Below are 3,407 nucleotides of genomic sequence, written 5' to 3' on the forward strand. Positions count from 1 at the left end.
CCGATTGGTGAGGGCTAATAATCAGTGGGGGATGAAAAACCCCCCCCACTGATTAAAGTTTCACTTTAGCTCAACTTTAATTAATTATTGATAAATCTTGTTGAAAAGCGGAAGAGCCTATTGAGAGATATAACTTTAAATACTGAATGAATTACTCGAAAAGAATAATTCCGAAGGGGTTGAGTTTATGAAAGCTGATGTTGTATTGATAAATGGAGAAGTTATTACAGTAGACAAAAAGAATACAGTAGTCGAAGCTGTAGCAATAAAAGATAATCGCATCGTAGTTGTTGGCTCAAATCAGGAGGTTAAGAGTTTTATAGGAGAAAAAACGGATGTAATTGACCTGCAAGGAAAAACGCTTCTTCCTGGATTCATTGATTCCCATCTTCACATCATTTCTCATGGACTAAATCAGTTGGCTGTCAGTTGTAAAGCTGAACATATTGATTCTATCGAGGCTTTGTTAGATGATCTGAAAAAGAAGGCATTAGAAACGCCAAAAGGTGAATGGATACGTGCTTGGGGCTTTAATGAAACCGCTGTGAAGGAAAAGCGTTATCCAACAATTACTGAGCTGGATGAAATTTCAGTTGAACACCCTATTATTGTAACCCGTACTTGCCACCACATAAGCGTGGTGAACAGCAAAGCATTAGAAATTGCGCAAATTAACGAGAACACACCGAACACGAGTGGGGGGGTTATTGAAAAGAATCAGGCAGGTAGGCTTACAGGAAAGTTAATTGAAGCAGCAAATATGAGGATGAGCGAGGTTGCAAGTTATACAGAAAGTGAAATGATGAAGGCTGTGAAAATTGCATCAGATCATTTCGTTGCAGCGGGCATAACAAGTATACATGACGCAGGTGGAGATGGAGCTGAGAGTTATCGTTTACTACAACAAGCTGTGAAGAGTAGGGATATTCGTGTCCGAATATATGCAATGATATGCCAAATAAATAACTCCCATGAATTTGTTAATAAAATGGTCGAAGCTGGTGTGGTAACTGGTACCGGAGATGAGAGATTCAAAGTCGGACCAGCTAAATTGTTTACAGATGGAAGTAGCACCGGGCCTACAATTGCAACCCGTAAGTCGTACTCGAGTGACCCTACCAATTATGGCATTCTTTATTATAGTGAGGAAGAAATTTACCGGGTTTTAGGTGAAGCGCATAAAAAAGGTTATCAAATCACTGTACATGCACAAGGCGATAAAGCTATTGAAATGTATTTAAATTGTGTAGAAAGGGCGCTAGAGGAATCACCAAGAAAAAATCACCGTCATCGAATCGAGCACGCGGGAATTTCTTCACCAGATTTACAAGAGAGAATGAAAAAACTTGAGATGATTCCTATTCCAAATCCTCCATTTCCATATGAATTCGGAGAGATATATGTAGAGCACTATGGTGATCGTGTGAATCACATGTACGCTGCTCGTGATTTTATTGATCGTGGCATCATTGCAGCAGGTGGATCGGATGCACCAGTTACTGACTATAATCCTTTATTAGGAATTCATGTTGCTGTCAATAGAAAAACCAAGTCTGGAGTAGAGGTTGGTGCTAATCAATCTATAAGCGTAATGGAAGCTATTAAACTATACACATGGAATGGTGCTTATGCGAGTTTTGAAGAAGAAATAAAAGGAAGCATAGAGGCCGGAAAGTTGGCGGATTTAGTTATATTAAATGACAGCATTTTAAGTGTCAATCCAAACCAAATTAAAGATTTAAAAGTAGAAACAACAATTATTGATGGTGAAATTATCTATCAAAAAGAACAATCAGTGAAAATTTAGCAATAAAAAAACGCCCCTTCAATTGTGAGACTGATTTTAACAATTGAAGGGGCGTTTCAGTTGTTTAGTTGCGCTTTTTAAATCGTATTAATTTTCCGAGAGAATTGAAAGGACATTCGTGTACTAACAAATATTCAGATCATGAACACTAGAAAACAAATACAACCTATCATATAATTGAAAGACTATATTGTAAAATCAATGTTAATATTACCCTCCTATAAGTATTAACATGCGTAATTGAGGTGTTTTCTTTGTTGTTTTATGATCGAATTTCTATAATGGCCCCTCCTGTTCCGTAGCTAAGGAAAGTCTATTCATTTCTGAGATTTTCAAAGTTATAGGAGGGTATGAAAAATGAAAAAAGTCTCAGTACCATCACTGTGGTTAATGATTATTCTTGTGGCATTTCCGCAAATTAGTGAAACAATTTACACACCGTCTTTACCAGACATTTCAAAGGCGCTACATGTAAGTAATAATGAGGTGCAGTTAACGCTTAGTGTTTATTTTGCTGGATTTGCTTTAGGTGTATTTTTTATTGGATGGTTATCAGATATAATTGGTCGTCGCCGGGCGATGCTACTTGGAATTGTAGTATATGGCGCTGGAAGTTTCTTATGCTATATTGCAAGTTCCATTGAATTTTTATTGTTAAGTCGTTTTATTCAAGCGTTTGGAGCAAGTGCTGGCTCAGTTGTGACACAAACGATTCTTCGTGAAAGTGTAGAAGGGCATAAACGTCATGTTATGTTCGCTCAAATTTCGGCAGTCATTGCTTTTACGCCAGCGATAGGTCCGCTAATTGGGGGCTTTCTGGATCAAATGTTTGGATTTAAAATAGTATTTTTAAGTTTAGTTGTTATGAGTGTGGGGATTTTTCTGTATACTTTTGTTTCTCTTCCGGAAACAAAAATGGACTCAGTAACGAATAAAATAAATGTCTTTTCAGTGTTAAAAAGATTAATTACAAATCCGAAAGTAGTAACATACGGTCTATTAATTGGAGGAGCGAATGGTGTTTTATTTAGCTACTACGCAGAAGCGCCGTTTATCTTTATTGAGTACTTTCAGTTATCACCTAGTATGTACGGATTTCTAGGAATTGTAGTTGCGTCTGCTTCTATTATTGGAGCGAAAGTTTCAAAACGGTTACTGCCTATTTATAAACCGGAGAAAATCATATATATAGGTTGTATTGTAATGACAGGGGGAGCAGTCATTTTATCTGTTATTACTTATGTTGGATCAAATCCCAACATAATATATATGATTGGATTTTTAGTAGCGATGTTTATATTGCTATTAGGAATTGGGATAGCGTTACCTAACTGTCTCAGTCTAGCATTAGTAGATTTTCAAAATGTCATTGGTACAGCAGGCGCATTATTTAGCTTAGGGTACTATATAATAGTCACGCTGACAATTTGGGGAATGAGCCAGCTGCATACAGGTTCCTTAGTAGTCATGCCCCTATATTTTTTAGTTATTGTAGTAATTATGGTGGTTTTCACTCGAGTATTTATTTTGAATGATAGAGCTGAAAATTCTGTTTAAATATATAAAAAAGAGAGTCTCATTGAAAAATGAGACTCTCTTT

Annotated in this window: 2 protein-coding genes; both read left to right on the forward strand. The window is 36.6% G+C overall.

Annotated elements, in window-relative coordinates:
• Positions 1-187: 187 nt before the first annotated feature.
• A complete protein-coding gene (locus tag V7038_RS18900; RefSeq protein ID WP_335471322.1) occupies positions 188-1,807 on the forward strand; it encodes an amidohydrolase in 1,620 nt (539 codons plus the stop codon).
• 357 nt (positions 1,808-2,164) lie between these two features.
• Positions 2,165-3,364: a multidrug effflux MFS transporter gene (locus V7038_RS18905; protein ID WP_002111003.1), complete on the forward strand. Its 1,200-nt coding sequence runs from the start codon at positions 2,165-2,167 to the stop codon at positions 3,362-3,364.
• The last annotated feature ends 43 nt before the right edge of the window (positions 3,365-3,407 follow it).

This window comes from Bacillus sp. JJ783, from assembly GCF_036963225.1.
In the GTDB taxonomy this organism is placed as follows: Bacteria; Bacillota; Bacilli; order Bacillales; family Bacillaceae_G; genus Bacillus_A; species Bacillus_A cereus_U.

What these genes read in the sequence shown, in the direction of transcription:
- V7038_RS18900 (WP_335471322.1), top strand. Translation starts at nt 188, where the DNA reads ATGAAAGCTGATGTTGTATTGATAAATGGAGAAGTTATTACAGTAGAC.
- V7038_RS18905 (WP_002111003.1), top strand. Translation starts at nt 2,165, where the DNA reads ATGAAAAAAGTCTCAGTACCATCACTGTGGTTAATGATTATTCTTGTG.